Source organism: Stenotrophomonas sp. S39 (assembly GCF_016624665.1).
Taxonomy (GTDB): domain Bacteria; phylum Pseudomonadota; class Gammaproteobacteria; order Xanthomonadales; family Xanthomonadaceae; genus Stenotrophomonas.
Genome location: NZ_JACVTT010000004.1, coordinates 70,517 through 86,074, shown reverse-complemented (window position 1 = coordinate 86,074; position 15,558 = coordinate 70,517). Strand labels below are relative to the sequence as shown.

Here is a 15,558-nt window from a genome sequence, read left to right as displayed (position 1 = left end):
CTGTGACCCCTACCATGTCAAGGTAGTGCTCTACCGCTGAGCTAACCGCCCATCTTGTTCCTGCCGCCCGAAGGCTGGCCTTGCTACGTAAAAACCCGGCGCCAGGGCCGGGCTTTTCAGGTCACGACAGCCCCTCTGGAAGGGACTTCGTGGTGGGCGGTACAGGGTTCGAACCTGTGACCCCTACCATGTCAAGGTAGTGCTCTACCGCTGAGCTAACCGCCCGTTTTGCTTCTGCATTTGCGCGATTGCGTCGGTGCAGGCCGCGTATATTACGGATGACGACGGGTAAGCGCAACACTTTTGTGAAGATTGCTGCGCTGCCGTGTTCAGCCCAGGCTGGCCTCCTTCAGCTGCCGGATCTGGTCACGCACGCGGGCGGCATCTTCGAACTCCAGGTCCTTGGCGTGCTGGTACATCTGCTGCTCCAGCGCCTTGAGCCGGGTGGCCAGCTGGGCCGGCGACATCGACCGGTAATCGGCCGCATCCTCGGCCACCGCCCTGCCCTTGCCCTTGCCCTTGCGGGACTCCTTCTCGGCCGCATCCGAGCGCGCGCCTTCCAGCACGTCCACGATCGGCCGCGCCACCGAGCGCGGCACGATGCCGTGCTCCTCGTTGTACTCCACCTGCTTGGCACGGCGGCGGTCGGTCTCGTCGATCGCTGCCTGCATCGAGCGGGTGATCTTGTCCGCGTACAGGATGGCCTTGCCGCGCACGTTGCGGGCGGCGCGGCCGATGGTCTGGATCAGCGAGCCGGTGGAGCGCAGGAAGCCCTCCTTGTCCGCATCCAGGATCGCCACCAGCGAGACCTCGGGCATGTCCAGGCCCTCGCGCAGCAGGTTGATGCCCACCAGCACGTCGAACTTGCCCAGGCGCAGGTCGCGGATGATCTCCACGCGCTCGACCGTATCCACGTCCGAGTGCAGGTAGCGCACGCGGATGCCATGTTCGGTGAGGTACTCGGTCAGGTTCTCGGCCATGCGCTTGGTCAGCGTGGTGACCAGCACGCGGTCACCGGCCTTGATGCGCTCGTTGGCCTCGCTCATCAGGTCATCGACCTGGGTACCGACCGGGCGGATCTCGACCACCGGGTCGATCAGGCCGGTCGGGCGCACCACCAGTTCGGTGATCTCCTCACCGGCCTCCCGATACTCATACGGGCCGGGTGTGGCAGACACGTAGATCGCACGCGGGCAGCGCGCTTCCCACTCCTCGAAGCGCAGCGGACGATTGTCCAGCGCCGACGGCAGGCGGAAACCGAACTCGACCAGGGTCTCCTTGCGTGAGCGGTCGCCCTTGAACATCGCGCCGATCTGCGGAATGGTCACGTGCGATTCGTCGATGACCAGCAGCGCGTCCGGCGGCAGGTAATCGAACAGGGTCGGTGGTGGCTCGCCGGCGTTCTTGCCGGTCAGGTGCCGCGAGTAGTTCTCGATGCCGTTGCAGAAGCCAACTTCAGCCATCATCTCGATGTCGAACTGGGTGCGCTGGGCCAGGCGCTGCGCCTCGACCAGCTTGTTTTCCGCGTACAGCTGTTCCAGGCGCTCCTTCAACTCCACCTTGATGGTCTCCACCGCGGCCAGCACACGCTCGCGCGTGGTGGCGTAGTGGGTCTTCGGGTAGACGGTGAAGCGCTGCATGTTGCGGATCGTCTCGCCGGTGAGCGGATCGAACATGGTGATCTTCTCGACCTCGCCATCGAACAGTTCGATGCGCAGGGCTTCGCTGTCCGATTCGGCCGGGAATACGTCGATCACCTCGCCACGCACGCGGAACGTACCGCGCTGCAGCTCGTACTCGTTGCGCGTGTACTGCAGCTGGGTCAGGTGGTTGATCAGGTCGCGCTGCTCGATGCGCTCGCCCTTGGACAGGATCAGGCGCAGCGACAGGTAGTCCTCCGGCGCACCCAGGCCGTAGATGGCCGACACGGTAGCCACCACGATCGCATCCGGACGCGACAGCAGCGTCTTGGTCGCCGCCAGGCGCATCTGCTCGATGTGCTCGTTGATCGAACTGTCCTTCTCGATGAAGGTGTCCGACGACGGCACGTAGGCTTCGGGCTGGTAGTAGTCGTAATAGCTGACGAAGTACTCCACCGCGTTGTGCGGGAAGAACGCCTTGAACTCACCGTACAGCTGCGCCGCCAGCGTCTTGTTCGGCGCCATGATCAGCGTCGGCTTCTGCACGTTCTGGATGACGTTGGCGATGGTGTAGGTCTTGCCCGAACCGGTCACGCCCAGCAGCGTCTGCTTGGCGATGCCCGCTTCGAAATTATCGGTCAGCTTCGCGATGGCGTTGGGCTGGTCGCCCGCCGGTGAATACGGCGAGACGAGTTGAAAACTGTCGCTCATGGTATTGCCAGGTCCCGGGAATGGTGATTATAGCGGCCGGTTTGGTGACGGCCGGTTGAGGAAACCCCCTGCCCCGCAATGCGCGCGATGCCGATGGCGGGCATCGCAGGCGGAGGTTCAGGCTGAAGCAATGAAACCCTGCCGCTCCCTGCACCGCCCGCCCCGCCCTGCGTCCGGTTTCCAGCTGTTGGAACTGCTGCTGGTGGTCCTGCTGCTCGCGGTCCTGCTCGCGGTCGTCTGGGGCCCGTGGCAGCGCCTTGTGGCGCAGCTGCGCGCCGATACCCTGCGCGCCGAACTCACCGCCAGCCTGGCGCTTGCGCGCAGCACGGCCATCACCCAGCGCAGGCGGGTGACGGTCTGCGGCTCGCTGGATGGCATGACCTGCAACCCGCAGTGGAGCCATGGCTGGCTGGTACGCACGGAGGATGCCCCGTGGGCTTCGGCCGCGCCGGGCAAGGTGGTGCATGTCCGCGAGCGGCAGCCGGATCGCATCCACGTCCAATCCAGCCAGTACCGTCCGCACGTGCGGTTTCTTCCGGACGGGCGCAACGCGGGAACCAACCAGTCCCTGGTGCTGTGCGTGGACGGGCGTGAGCACAGCCGCGTGGTCGTCAACGTGACCGGCCGGGTGCGCAGCGAGCGCGCCGGATCACCTGCGGAGTGCTGAACCCGCGGCCGACAGGCAACGAAAAAAGCCGCGATTTCTCGCGGCTTTTTCGAATCTGGCGCCCGAAGTTGGACTCGAACCAACGACCCCCTGATTAACAGTCAAGTGCTCTAACCGGCTGAGCTATTCGGGCGGGGAGGCGCATTCTAGACGGTCAACGCAGGGGATGCAACACCTTCATTTCACCAGCAGCCGGCCACCTTGCTGGCGATGGGCGTTTTCACGTTGGCCTGGTTGACTGTCAGGGTGCCGCACTTGTCCTTCGCCTGGGTGCCCTGCGGCGTGGCCGTCAGGGTGAACGCACTTTGCGAGGTGCCACTGATCGTGACCGTGTAGTACGCCGTGCCGCCTTCGCGCGGCGACTGGGTGCTGGTCGTGGTGTTGCTGAAACGGAACGCGGTGTAGGTGTTGTTCACCGTATGCGAGCGCTCGGCCATCTGTGCGTACTCCACGAGGTCGGCCTTGGCCTGCGCCCGGCGTGACTTCCGCACCTGCTCGGTATAGGACGGGAACGCCACCGCGGCCAGGATGGCGACCACCACGAGGACGACCATCAGCTCGATCAGGGTGAAGCCACGTGACCGCAGGTGCGGGGCGCGTGCGCGGGCGATCACCTGCGTCAGGCTTGAAGACATCAGGACTCTCCGTTACTGGATCTGCCGCCAGGATTGGCGACCGCAGGGATAGGGAATGTACATCGGCGCAGCGCCAGCCACGTTCACGACCATCCAGCAGCCCGCCGTGCCAGGTACCGCAGGCGCAGCGGTGCCATCGTTGGGATTGATCGGTGACTGCAGGCGCGGCACAACCGAGACGCCAACATCCTTCACCGGCGCGGTACCACCCGTATCCAGCGGAATGCCGGCGGTACTGGCCGCCATCGCCTTGCCTGAGATCGCGCCATAGCGCACGCCGGCCAGCGCGCCCACACCGGTACGCGGGTTCAGGCCGAACAGCCAGTTGGTGCCGGAGGTGCTGCAGCCCGTGGCCTGCGTCAGGGGCGCGTAGGTGGGCATGAACAGGATGCCCGATGCCAGTTCAGGGTAGCCGACGAACCGCTCGCCGGCCGGCAGGTCGATGGACCAGCCACGCACGGTCGTGGGACGGTTACCCGCCGTGAGCGTCCGCGACACGGTGCCATCGGAGGCGGTGTTGGTGCTGACCGTGAACGGCGCAAGCGAGGTGCGGGTCAACGTCGTGGTGATCACGCCACTGGATGTGTCGTTGAACCCGTACAGGCTCTGCACCTGGGAGTTGGATGCCGGCGTGGTGTCGTCGTAGAACGAGAAGCTGCCGGTACCGAGCATCACCAGCACGCCGCCGTTCTCGCCGGATGAGACCTGCAGGCCACCGGTGATCGGCTGCCGATAGGTGGAACCGGATTCAACGTAGGTCCCGGTGGTGAATGCCGGCACGGTAACCGACGTCGCCGTCGAGGTGAGGTCGAATTTCCACACCGCACCCTTCAGGTCGGCGGCATAGACCGTATCGGCGAACCCATCGCGGACGGGCAGCGGCTTGCCCTGGGCGTCGAGCGTTCCGTTGTTGAACCGGTCGACCACGACGATGTTGCCCAGGCCATTGCGGCCAGTGATGACAGGATTGCTGGCCGCCTCGACCGCCTCGATCATGCGCACGCTGCCAGTGCCGATGTCGACCACAAACAGCACCGCCTTGCCGCTGGAGCTCGAGTAACCGTTGCCGAAGACCGCCTTCCAGCTGACTGCGCCAGCGGATGTGCGCACCGGCACGATCACCGGCTTGCCCAGGACGTAACCGATGTTCGCCTTGACGGTGTCATCGCTGCTGAAGTCGTTGATCTCCCACAGGCGGTTGGTGGCGGTGAAGCTGTCGGGCGAGGTCACATCGAGTGCGAACACGCCACGACCACCCGCACCGGTGGTACCTACCAGGGTGGTGTGCCATGCGCTGCTGTAGTACGTATCACCGACGGCCAGCGGACCATCGACGAAATACTTGTGGACGAAGGTCTGCGCGTTGTCCCGCGGATCGTACGGAAGCAGCAGGTTGCCCATGTGCTGGTACGACGTGGCCGGGATGTAGGCGAAGCTCTCGCGCCCGCCATTGCCGCCGACCGTGCCCGCACCGTTCATGCCGCCGTCGAAGGCGTGCAGCATGCCGTCGTTGGCGCCTGCATAGACCATGTACCGCTTGTCGGTCCGCTTGGAATTCAGGTACGCGGTATAGCTGGTGTTGTAGGGCTCACCGAGAGCGCGGTAGCCGAAATCGTCGATCGGCGAACTGATGACGGGCGTGGAATTGATGATGTCGCCCAGGGTCGTCGTGCGGTCGCGCAGCTTGCCGCCGTTGCGGACCTCACCCGAGGTTTCACCCAGGAGGTACTTGGCTGCACTGTCGGCCGTGGCGCCGAGCCCCGTCAGGCGCGACTCGGTGCACAGCGATTGCTGCGGGTAGAGGGTATTGGAAAGGCCGCACAGGCCCGCCAGGGAAATAGTCGTGCCACCAAACTTCTTCACCGTGCCGGCGTCGTCGAAGTAGACGTTGCGCGCCGTCGCGGCAGGCAGCTGCGTGCTGGCTTCCCAGATCGGGGTGAAGACCGCGCTGCGGGCGGCATCCACCGTCACCCGGCTCGCGGTCAGCTTGCTGGACCAGTCGGTACCGTTGTTCTTCACGTCGTAGTGCGGAGACACCGTCAGCGAGCCGGTGCCGATGCGTGCGCCGGTCAGTGCGAAGGTGCCCGAGGGCGAGCCACCCGCACTCACCGCTTCCAGCACGCGCCGCATGGCCAGCGTCACGTCATTGGGGGTCTTGGCATTGATGAACTCGCCACGGGTGTTGACGGCAGCGTGCCACAGCTCATCGATGACGCGGCCGTCGTCGCCCTGCAGCGGATCACCATTGGCATTCCAGTTCGGCGGATTGGCATAGGGATCGTCGGTGGCGGCGGTATTGACGTCGTAGATCAGGCCCTCGGCGCCCAGCGTCACGCCGTAGAAATTCATGTGCAGGTCTTTCTGGCAGTCGAGACGCTTCCAGTCCGGGGTGCTCTTGTTGAGCGTCGCGCACTGGTCCGGAACCGGCACCAGCCCCTGGGCAAAGCCCGTATCCTGACGCAGCGGGGTATTGCTGCCGGCATAGTAGCTGGCCGCGATGTCGGCAATGGTGCCGCTGTACTGGTCAGCAAACGGCAGCGTCGGCAGCAGCGTGCTGCCTGTCGAGTCGGCATTGCCGTAGCCATCGGCCGAATTGCCGACGTTGGTATAGCCATCGGTGAACAGCATGCCGCCGTTCTTCTGGCATGCACGCAGCACCGGCGCACCCGTGCCCGTACGTTTGAACTGCTCACCGAGGTATGCGACGGCCTGTCGGTTGGGCGTACCACCGTTCGGCTTCAGGCCGTAGATCTGGGTGAACAACGACGCACGCTGGGTCGCGACGTCGTACATCGTCACGTCGGTGCGGTTGTTGATGGTGAAGTAACCGACGCGCATGTTCTCCACCCCGCCCATGGCGTGCGAGGAGGAACCGACCATCGCCAGGATGCGGTTGCGGTGGTACTGGAACCAGTTGGCGTAGTTGCGGATGGCGTCGGCGTAACCGCTGTCGTAGTTGCTCGAGCGGATTTCATACCGGCGCATGTCGCAGCCGGGGCCACAGGCGTTGGCGATCACCGGCCGGTTGGTGTCCGCGGTCTTGTAGCCGGCCGGAGCCGGACTGGCGGCAGGGAGGTAGAAGGTGGCCGGGAAGTAGCGGATGGCAACCTGGCAGTCCGCCTGGATGGTGAAGTTGGCCGGCATCTCCACGAACAGACCGAGGGTCGAGAACAGGCCGTCGTTGTTGGAGACATCCACGCGACCCACGCGGCGGGTGGTGTTGCACACCTCGGACGAAGTTGCATAGAACGTCCCCTTGGGGATGACCATGCCCTTCAGGAAGCCGAATGTTTCGGTGTTGACCGCGCGGCCATTGGCCGCTTCCAGGTTGTAGGTCACGTTGTAGGCAGTGCTGAACGAAGTGCCATACGTGCTGCTGCGCGGATCGGCACGCGCCGCCGTGGTGCTGGCAGGCGCCCACAGGTTGGTGGTGGAGGTGTCGGTGGTCGGCAGGCGCCACGGATCATAGGTGACCGCCGGATTGAAGTAGCCGGCGTTGTAGGTCGGCGAACGCGCGAAGCCGAACACATCCAGCGGCGGGATGGCGCGACCCGGCGAGTAGGAGCTGTTGAAGCCCGAATGCGGGAACAGATAGACGAAGCAATCGGTGGAGGCATTGGCGCAGCCTTCACCCACGTTGTAGAACTGGCCCGCAGAGCTGAAGAAACTGCTGCCGGTCCACTGCATGCGCCCGTCGCCGCCACGGAAGATGCGCTCGAACGTCATCGAGTTCGAGTCGTCCACCGCCATGATGAAGGCCGGTTGCACCGACGCGGTATTGTTCAGCGGCGCCTGCGCCAGCGCGCCCTGTCCCTGGGCGGCGAAAATGTTGTAGACGAAATAGCCACCAACCGCGAGGACGGCCGTTGCGGCTGCAGCGATGAACCTGGAAGTGCGTCGGGACATGCCGGCGGGCCTCAGAGCTTGAAGACGGTATCGATCGCCGCGGTGGACGTGGGGTCCGTCACGGCATCGTTGGCGAAGGTGGTGATCTGGTAGACGGGCGTGACAGGGTCAAGCGGTTCACCCATGGCCAGCGAGCCGCCACCGATGATGCAGGCATCAATACGGCGGACATTCACCGATTCATGCGTCGCCGTGGTCTTGCCGCGTCCCCAGCCAACCGGATCGAAGGCCACATCGCAGTTCTGCTGGATGTCGGTGCTCACCAGCGGCGCGCCGGTCGGTGCCGTCGTCCGGTTCGCAATGGCTTCGATGGCCTGCTCGCTGCGCCGGGTCATGCCTTCGGCATTCTGGAATGCAACGTTGGTGGCGTAGTAGTTGGACGCCATCCTTTCCTGCATGCCTGCCACCTGCATTCCGGCGATGCCGATCAGGGCCAGAAGGATCAGCATGATCAGCGAGACGTACAGCACCGCGCCACGCTGGCTGCGGGGCATCGGGCGCATTGGGCGCATAGGGGCGCGTGCGTGCATGGCTCAGTTCCCGAAAAGACGGTTGCGCAGGGCGATGGTGGATTCGTAGGTGGTCCGGTAGCGCCCATCAGGGGTGGTGGCCGGAGCGAACGAGACGCCGAGCGCCGAGGGGTAGTTCAACGCCGCTGACGGGGCCGGGGCGGTGGTCGAAAGCGGGCTGCGGGCCAGGATGCCCACCTGCACCAGCCCGACCCGGCGCCACTGCGCCGCACCTGTGGCATCGGCGTCGGACGTCACGCCCGTGGCCGTGACCTGGGTGCTGATGTGGCCCAGTGGCGGGGTCACGCTGGAAATGTTGGTGGTCTGGTCCAGGCCATACAACACCTGCAGGTTCTCGATGCCCTCGACCAGCTCCTCCGGGGCAGCATAGTCATTGCCGCCATCGGCCCGGGCCCGCATCAGCGCCGGTTCGCCCGTGGTCGCCGACGTGCCAACGAAATACACCACCGACTCAGCGCGGTAGATCATGGTCTGCCCACTGGGCTGGGTTACGTAGCGCCCCAGGTCGAGCCCGGTCACCTTGACGCTGCCGGCAGCATAGGTGCCCTTGAAAACATCCGCATGGCTGCAGTCGGCAACGCCGAACAGGAGAGGCGTGGCGACGCCATTCTCAGTCAAGCGGTTCCCCAGGGTCGAATCGAAGCCCACCGTGCTGTCCGAGCCCGTTGCAAGCGTGGCGACCGGCACGCCTTCCGGCGCAAGGTAGCGCAGCACCAGCACGTCACTGCCGGCCCGCGGGTTGAGCTTGGTGATCGACGCCGGCAGCTTCTCCGCGCCGCTCCAGGTACCCCCCAGGGTCAGGCTGGTGCCCGGCCCGGTCGAGGTCGCTTCATAGCCCTGCACGCTGACGCTGAAATCCAGGGGGTGGCCCGAGCCCGTCGCAGCGCCGGTACTGACCCGCGGATCGCCCTCTCCCTTGATGAAATGGGCCTGGTCGTTGACGCAACCGAAATGCCCGGCCATGCGGATGTCGCGCTGCAGGAACTCCAGCGCGAAGCGGCCGTTCTCCTGCGCGCGCGCATTGCCTTCGGCCAGCATCGAGGCCGTGCGCGAGGCCACGAAGACCTGGATGACGCCCAGCATCAGCACCAGGCCGATGACCATGGCCACCATCATTTCGATCAGCGACATGCCGGCGATCGCACGCCGGAAGGGAATGGAGCGGCTCATAGCTGCGACTCCAGGGTGAAAGTGGTCTTGGTGTCGGGATTGCTTGCATCCCAACGCTGGTCACCCCAGCTGATACCCACGGTCACCCGGCCATTGTTGTTGAGCACGGTCGCACTTGCGCCCTCGCCCAGGGCCTGCACGACCTGGCACTGCCAGCGCGCGATGTTCTTGGCCACGGTGACGGCATCGCCGGTCGGACGGCTGCACTGCGCGGTCTTCACCGAATCTGCCGCAAACGACGCGCTGGTGTACCAACCGGACTGGTACCGGTTGCTGCGCATCTGGTCCAGCAGGTCATACGCCAGATTGGTGGCCTCGGTACGGTAGTTGGAGCTCTGCACGAAGCGCACGTTCATCGTCTGCAGCATGGCGAAGCCCAGCAGCCCGAAGCCCAGCACCAGGATGGCGATCAGCACTTCCAGCAGGCTGAAACCGGTCTGGCGCCGCGGGAAGGAAGGGAGACGACGGCTCATTGGCAGGCAGCCTTGGTGGAATTGATCTGGCCCGCCGCATTGACGGTCAGGGTACGGCGCAGCAACGCCTTGCCGCATTTGACGGGCTGCATGGTGACCGTCCGGCTGGGGGCGGCGACGAGGCGGCCGCGGTTGTCGAAGGCGATCTCGGCGGCGGGACCGCTGACGGTGACCGAATCGGAGGAGATCGCGACGAAGCGCAGGACGGTCTCGCCGGAGTCGAGGGTGCCATTGCCGTTCACGTCGGACCAGGCAAGCATGCCTGCGCTCCAGGTGCCATCGCAGCTGGAACCGTCGGAGCTGCCGCAGACCCCGCCACCCCGCTTGTTGCGGACACCCTCGCTGCGCGCAAGCGACAGCAGGCCGGTGACCTCGTTGCCCGCCGAGGCGATGCGGTTGGAGCGGAGCGTGCTCTGGAAGCTTGGCAGCGCCATGGTGCCCAGGATGGCGACCACGGCAAGCGTGACCATCAACTCGACCAGCGTGAAGCCCTTGGACCGGCGTAGTGACATGGAACGCTCCCCAGCGTGTTGGTGGCCACGATGGCGCACCCGGCTGCCGCCGGCAAGCGGCGGCAGGATGAACGGTCAGAACGGGGCGACGGGCGTCAAAGCGTTGACACGCCCTGCCCTTCCGGAGGCCCTTGAGAAGGGCCGGAGCCCCGGAGGGGCCCCTTCCCGGGGCGGGGGGGGGGGGCGCCCCGGGCGGGGGGGGCGGCCGCGGGGGGGGGGGGGGGCCCGGGCCCCCCCCCCGGGGGGCCCCCCCCCGGGGGGGGGGGGGCCCCCCCCCCCGGCCGGTCAGGCCAGCACCTGGTAGCAGGGCTGGTACTCGCCGGAGATCTTCATCCGGCGCTGCTCGACGAAGGCGCGCAGCAGCGCGTCCAGGGCCTGCATCATGTCCGCGTCGCCATGGATCTGGAACGGCCCGAACTCTTCGATGCGGCGCATGCCGTCTTCCTTGACGTTGCCGGCCACGATGCCGGAGAACGCCCGGCGCAGGTCGGCGGCCAGCGCATGCGGCGCCCGGCCGTGGTGCAGGTCCAGCGCGGCCATCGCCTCGTGGGTCGGCACGAACGGCTGCTGGTACTCCCACGGGATCTCGATGGACCAGTTGAAGAAGAACGAATCCTTCTGCGCCAGGCGGTGCTCGCGCACCTGCTTGATGCCGCTGGCCATCTTGCGGGCGACCGCCACCGGGTCACCGATGATGATCTCGTAGCGCTCGGCCGCCGCGTCGCCCAGGGTCAGGCGGATGAACCGGTCGATCTGCTCGAAGTACGGCGCAGCCACGGTCGGGCCGGTCAGGATCAGCGGGAACGGCAGGTCCTTGTTTTCCTCGCGCAGCAGGATGCCGAGCAGGTACAGGATCTCTTCGGCGGTGCCGACGCCACCGGCGAACACGATGATGCCGTGGCCGATGCGGACGAAGGCCTCAAGGCGCTTCTCGATGTCCGGCATGATGACCAGGTGGTTGACGATCGGGTTCGGCGACTCGGCCGCGATGATGCCCGGCTCGGTCAGGCCGATGTAACGGGTGACCGTCTTGCGCTGCTTGGCATGGGCGATGGTTGCGCCCTTCATCGGGCCCTTCATGGCGCCCGGGCCGCAGCCGGTGCAGATGTCCAGGCCACGCAGGCCCAGCTCGTAGCCGACCTGCTTGGTGTACAGGTACTCGTCGCGCCCGATCGAGTGGCCGCCCCAGCAGACCACCAGGTTCGGGTCGCCCGGGTTGAGGATGCGCGCGTTGCGCAGCAGGCCGAACACCGCGTTGGTGATGCCTTCGGAAGACTCCAGCTCGGCCGCATAGGCCGGGCCCATCTCGATGGCCATGTAGGCCAGGTCGCGGACCACGGCGAACAGCAGTTCGGCCACGCCGCGGATGATCTCGCCATCGACGAAGGCCATCGCCGGGGCATTGACCAGGTCGATGCGCACGCCGCGATCCTGCTGCGCCACCTGGATGTCGAAATCAGGGTAGAGATCACGCGCCGCGCGCGGATCGTCCGAAGCACTGCCGCTGGTCAGCACCGCCAGCGCACAGCGGCGCAGCAGTTCGTGCATGCCACCACCGGAGGCATCGCGCAGGCGCGCGACCTCGGCCCGCGACAGCACATCCAGCCCACCGCGCGGGTAGATCCGCGCATCCTGCACCGGCAGCGCGCGGGCTGCTTTTTCGTTCGTCGTCATATCCAACTTTTCGCTTCCTTCAAGGTTTCCGACTGTACTGCCGCCCCCTTAAAAAGCAAAACGGCCGGGAAACCCGACCGTTGGATATGTGCTGCCCGCGTTCGCCTTTCCGGGACCGCCAGGCGGCGTATTGCGCCGCGCACGAGAGCGGATGCTACGCCCCTGCCTGCACCACCGCAAGGACTTTCGCCTGAACGGAAAACGGCCGGGTTTCCCCGGCCGTTTCCTTTTACCGCTTCAAGTGCTGACGGATCAGAACTTGTACTTCAGGGTCAGCTGCATCGACCAGCGCGACACGCCGGTGTTGCCCTTGTCGTTGTTGTTTTCCTGGATCTGCGGGTTGTCCGTAGCACCGGTGAACGAGTACACGTACTTGCCGGTGGCCGGATCGATACCGCCGTAGTTGGCAACGCGGCGGGTCGAGTAGAAGCCGTAGTCGTCGATCAGGCCCCACTTCTTGTTGATCAGGTTGCCGACATTCATGATGTCCAGCGCGATCTCACCCTTGTGCTCCTTCATGAAGCCCGGGAATTCCTGGCTGATGCGGACGTCGAAGGAGTTGATCCACTTGGCGCGGTGCTCGTTCGCCGGGACCACGCTGCCACGATAGGCGTCGAGTTCCGGGGTCTTTGCCAGCCAGTCGAAGAAGCTCTTCTCCATGGCCGCATCCTGCACGAAGCGACCGCCGACCACGCTGCCGAACAGCACGTCACCCGGGCCGCTGGGCACGTAGAACAGGTCGTTGGTGGCTGCACCGTCGCCGTTGGCATCGTTGTAGAAGATGTAGCTGTACGGACGGCCCGAGCGACCTTCGTAGAACAGGCCGACGCGGGTGGCGTTGTCACCGAAGAAGTTGTGCTTCCACTCCAGGGTGCCGGTGATGCGGTCCTTGATCGCGTAGCGAGAGTTGTAATCAACGTTCTCGTTGGCGTTGAAGATCAGCGTATTGTTCCAGTTCGAGGTGTTCTGCGAGCTGGACAGCGGGCTGACTTCCTTGGACTGGGTGTAGGTGTAACCCAGCGACCAGCCCCAGTTCTCGGTCAGCGGCTTGGCCAGCGAGAAGGTAGCCTGGCTGCCACGACCCTTGTCGGTGTTGCGCAGGACCAGCACATCGCCCATGTCGCTCGGGCGGTTGGCACGATCAACTGCACCGCTGGTGCCGGTGGTGATGCCGAAGTTCTGGCCATTGCTCATGCGGCCGTTGTTCGGGTTGCGGCCCGCAGCGTTCCAGTAGATCGCACGGCCATCCGGGCCAACCGCGGTCTGCGTGCCGACGTCCAGGCGGTCGAAGTAGATGCCGTCCTTGACCTTGGTCAGCAGCAGCTCGGCCGAAGCCACGATGCCGTACCACGGCAGCTCGTGGTCAAAGGCCAGGTTGGCCTTCCACACCGACGGCAGGCGGGTGCCCGGCGCGATGATGTCCACGTTCTGACGGGCCGAAGCCGGGCCACCGGCCGGGATGTACGGATTGTTGCCATCCGGGGTGAACGAACCGACCGGCGGGTTGCGCTCGTCGTACTCGACGTAGTTCAGGCCGGTGTTCTGGTAGGCACCTGCCAGCCACACGTTCGGGGCAGCGCCGCCGAACAGGCCCACGCCGCCGCGCAGCTGGGTCGGACGCTCGCTGTCGAAGGTGTAGTTGAAGCCGACACGCGGCTGCACCAGTTCCTTGTCGACCAGCTTGGTGTTGTTGAAGCCGTACAGCTGTTCGATGCGCGGGTTGTACAGGCGCTGGGTGCTGAAGTCAGGCATGTCGACGCGGACGCCGAACATCAGGCTCAGGTTGTAGTTGATCGCCCAGGTATCCTGCACGAACACGCCGGTGTTCTTCAGGGTGAAGTCAGCCGGGATGTCAGCGCGGGTGCCATCGGCACGCGGGGTACGCAGCTGGTAGCGCGAGGCGTTGCCGGCCAGGAAATCGTTGACGCTGTTGAATTCGTACACGCCGTTGAGGTTACGGCCGTAGAAGTTCATCAGGTCGTTCTTCGAGTAATCGAAGCCGAACTTGACGGTGTGGTCGCCGACGTACCAGGTACCGGCACCGAACGCGCTCAGTTCCTTCGACTCGACGATGTTGACGTGGGTGTTCTGCTCGGTACCCACGTACAGCGAGTCATTGCCCGAACGGATACGGATCTGCGGCATGTCGACCAGCGGAACGCGGTTGGCCGAGTAATCCTTGTGCGAGACCTTGAATTCGGTCGAGAAGTTGTCCGACCAGTCGCTGAACAGTTCGCCCATCCAGGTTTCGTATTCGGTCGGCTGCTGGTACCAGAAGTTGCTCAGCGAGATGGCGCTGCTGCTGACCTGCGGGAAGCGAACGACGTTCTGCTCCATCTTGTTGTAGCGCAGGGCCGCACGGTGGTTCTCGTTGATGTTCCAGTCCAGCTTGACCGCGTACTCTTCGATCTCGGTCTTGCTGTTCGGCGCCGACAGGGTGCCCGGGTCATAGCCCAGATTGCCCAGATAGTTCTGGACATCGGTGATCTGCTGCTGGGTGATGGTGCCACGGCCGATCGGGGTGTCGCTCAGGCTGATGCCGGCGGCCGAACGCTCGTACTTTTCATAGTTGGTGAAGAAGAACAGCTTGTCCTTGACGATCGGGCCGCCGAAGGTCATGCCGTAGGTCTTCTCGTCTTCGAAGCCGTTGAAGTCCTGCGTGTCACCTTCCAGGCGCGAGCGGACCATTTCCTTGTCGCGGTAGGAACCGTAGACGGTGCCGTGGAATTCATTGGTACCCGACTTGGTCACGGCATTGATCACCGCACCGGTGCCGCCAGCGATGGTCGTGTCGTAGTTGGCCAGGTCGATGTTGATTTCCTGGATGGCGTCCATCGACACCGGCTGACGCTCGGTCGGCAGGTTGTTGGAGCCCAGGCCGAACGGATCGGAGGCGCTGATGCCGTCGATGCGGATGGCGTTGTAACGGGTGTTCTGGCCACCGGCCGAGATCGCGCCGTCAGCCTTGCTGACCTGCGAGATGCGCGGGTCCAGACGGACGTAGTCCTGGATGTTGCGGTTGGCCGACGGCAGCGCGTCCATCGTTTCGCGGGTGACGTTGGTGCCGGTACCCATCTTGGTGGCGCTGAAGATGTCCAGGCCGCCACCGGTGGCGACGACATTGACGGCGTCCAGGTTGGTGGCAGCCACATCGCCGGCCAGGTTGGCGTTGACGGTGTTGACCTGGTTCAGGTTCAGGAAGACACCTTCTTCGGTCTTGGTGCCTTCACCCGGCTTGTTGATGGTGATGGTGTACGGACCACCCACGCGCAGACCGCGCGCGTTGTAACGACCCGACGCATCGGTGGTGGCACGCGAAACGGTGCCCGACTCGGTGTGGGTGATGGTGACTTCAGCACCGGCCACAGGCTGGCCTGCAGCGGACACGACCTGGCCGCCGACACCGGCGGAGGTGCTCTGGGCGAAGGCGGGAGCGGCAGCAAGTGCAGCCACGAGACCAAGGGTAAGCTTGGACATCCGGAGTGGGTGGGTCATTTTTCGGTAGCCTCGATGCGAGTTGGCGATGGCGGAAAAAAAGCGCATCCAACCAGCCTTGCGGGCGGCTGACTGGACATTTATCTGGGGTTCCCTACCGTGAACGGCAGCTGCCGCAACGGTTAACACTAGATTAACACGCTAC

At 65.0% G+C, this 15,558-nt stretch carries 10 protein-coding genes and 2 tRNA genes; 1 reads left to right on the top strand and 11 read right to left on the bottom strand.

The window, feature by feature from the left end:
- Positions 1–150 precede the first annotated feature (150 nt).
- A tRNA-Val gene (locus tag IAE41_RS02955) sits at positions 151–225 on the bottom strand.
- Positions 226–329: 104 nt separating this feature from the next.
- Entirely contained in the window at positions 330–2,351 is a 2,022-nt protein-coding gene (gene uvrB, locus IAE41_RS02950) for an excinuclease ABC subunit UvrB (RefSeq protein WP_200732018.1), read from the bottom strand.
- Positions 2,352–2,538: 187 nt separating this feature from the next.
- On the opposite strand from uvrB, the gene IAE41_RS02945 reads away from it, so the two are divergent.
- Positions 2,539–3,018, top strand: coding sequence for a GspH/FimT family protein (locus tag IAE41_RS02945; protein ID WP_234458261.1), 480 nt, complete (start codon positions 2,539–2,541; stop codon positions 3,016–3,018).
- 56 nt (positions 3,019–3,074) lie between these two features.
- On the opposite strand, the gene IAE41_RS02940 is transcribed toward IAE41_RS02945, so the two are convergent.
- From IAE41_RS02940 to IAE41_RS02900, 9 genes are all read right to left on the bottom strand, one after another.
- Positions 3,075–3,151, bottom strand: a tRNA-Asn gene (locus tag IAE41_RS02940).
- Between the two features lie 49 nt (positions 3,152–3,200).
- Complete coding sequence (locus IAE41_RS02935) at positions 3,201–3,653, bottom strand: type IV pilin protein (RefSeq protein WP_200732016.1); 453 nt, start codon at positions 3,651–3,653, stop codon at positions 3,201–3,203.
- Positions 3,654–3,665: 12 nt separating this feature from the next.
- Complete coding sequence (locus tag IAE41_RS02930) at positions 3,666–7,559, bottom strand: PilC/PilY family type IV pilus protein (RefSeq protein WP_200732015.1); 3,894 nt, start codon at positions 7,557–7,559, stop codon at positions 3,666–3,668.
- Between the two features lie 11 nt (positions 7,560–7,570).
- Complete coding sequence (locus tag IAE41_RS02925; RefSeq protein ID WP_234458260.1) at positions 7,571–8,089, bottom strand: PilX N-terminal domain-containing pilus assembly protein; 519 nt, start codon at positions 8,087–8,089, stop codon at positions 7,571–7,573.
- A gap of 3 nt (positions 8,090–8,092) precedes the next feature.
- Entirely contained in the window at positions 8,093–9,259 is a 1,167-nt protein-coding gene (locus IAE41_RS02920) for a PilW family protein (protein WP_079221366.1), read from the bottom strand.
- Entirely contained in the window at positions 9,256–9,732 is a 477-nt protein-coding gene (pilV, locus tag IAE41_RS02915; RefSeq protein WP_200732014.1) for a type IV pilus modification protein PilV, read from the bottom strand. The genes IAE41_RS02920 and pilV overlap by 4 nt, the downstream gene beginning before the upstream one ends.
- Positions 9,729–10,244, bottom strand: a complete 516-nt coding sequence (locus tag IAE41_RS02910; RefSeq protein WP_200732013.1) for a Tfp pilus assembly protein FimT/FimU — start codon at positions 10,242–10,244, stop codon at positions 9,729–9,731. Before IAE41_RS02910 ends, pilV begins: the two co-directional genes overlap by 4 nt.
- A 285-nt stretch (positions 10,245–10,529) precedes the next feature.
- Positions 10,530–11,918: a nucleotide 5'-monophosphate nucleosidase PpnN gene (gene ppnN, locus IAE41_RS02905; RefSeq protein ID WP_079221363.1), complete on the bottom strand. Its 1,389-nt coding sequence runs from the start codon at positions 11,916–11,918 to the stop codon at positions 10,530–10,532.
- A gap of 252 nt (positions 11,919–12,170) precedes the next feature.
- Positions 12,171–15,413 (bottom strand): TonB-dependent receptor, encoded by a 3,243-nt coding sequence (locus IAE41_RS02900; protein ID WP_200732012.1) that lies wholly within the window; start codon positions 15,411–15,413, stop codon positions 12,171–12,173.
- Between the last annotated feature and the right edge of the window lie 145 nt (positions 15,414–15,558).

Excerpts from the sequence above, each read along its gene's own strand:
- pilV (WP_200732014.1), bottom strand. The coding sequence starts at position 9,732 with ATGAGCCGTCGTCTCCCTTCCTTCCCGCGGCGCCAGACCGGTTTCAGC.
- IAE41_RS02920 (WP_079221366.1), bottom strand. The coding sequence starts at position 9,259 with ATGAGCCGCTCCATTCCCTTCCGGCGTGCGATCGCCGGCATGTCGCTG.
- IAE41_RS02925 (WP_234458260.1), bottom strand. The coding sequence starts at position 8,089 with ATGCACGCACGCGCCCCTATGCGCCCAATGCGCCCGATGCCCCGCAGC.
- IAE41_RS02900 (WP_200732012.1), bottom strand. The coding sequence starts at position 15,413 with ATGACCCACCCACTCCGGATGTCCAAGCTTACCCTTGGTCTCGTGGCT.
- IAE41_RS02935 (WP_200732016.1), bottom strand. The coding sequence starts at position 3,653 with ATGTCTTCAAGCCTGACGCAGGTGATCGCCCGCGCACGCGCCCCGCAC.
- IAE41_RS02930 (WP_200732015.1), bottom strand. The coding sequence starts at position 7,559 with ATGTCCCGACGCACTTCCAGGTTCATCGCTGCAGCCGCAACGGCCGTC.
- uvrB (WP_200732018.1), bottom strand. The coding sequence starts at position 2,351 with ATGAGCGACAGTTTTCAACTCGTCTCGCCGTATTCACCGGCGGGCGAC.
- IAE41_RS02910 (WP_200732013.1), bottom strand. The coding sequence starts at position 10,244 with ATGTCACTACGCCGGTCCAAGGGCTTCACGCTGGTCGAGTTGATGGTC.
- ppnN (WP_079221363.1), bottom strand. The coding sequence starts at position 11,918 with ATGACGACGAACGAAAAAGCAGCCCGCGCGCTGCCGGTGCAGGATGCG.